The 221-nt window shown below is 33.0% G+C and carries 1 rRNA gene; it reads right to left on the bottom strand.

The features are described 5' to 3' along the window. Positions 1-75 (bottom strand): 5S ribosomal RNA (gene rrf, locus KVT27_RS26535); the annotation flags it as partial. Positions 76-221 lie beyond the last annotated feature (146 nt).

The raw sequence follows: 221 nt of genomic DNA, 5'->3' as shown, positions 1-221 counted from the left end.
ACCATCGGCGCTAAAGAGCTTAACTTCCGTGTTCGGTATGGGAACGGGTGTGACCTCTTTGCCATCATCACTAGACTTATTTAAAAGACAAGATTTATTATAACATATTTAGTTATAAAATGCAAGTTTTTTAAAAAAACTTTCTTATTCTTTCAAAACTGGATAAACGGTTCATTGAATGCTTCAAACTTTTTTGGTTAAGTCCTCGATCGATTAGTATT

Source organism: Lysinibacillus sp. GbtcB16, from assembly GCF_019091145.1.
GTDB classification, from domain to species: Bacteria; Bacillota; Bacilli; order Bacillales_A; family Planococcaceae; genus Lysinibacillus; species Lysinibacillus fusiformis.
This window is presented reverse-complemented; position numbering and strand designations above follow the sequence as displayed.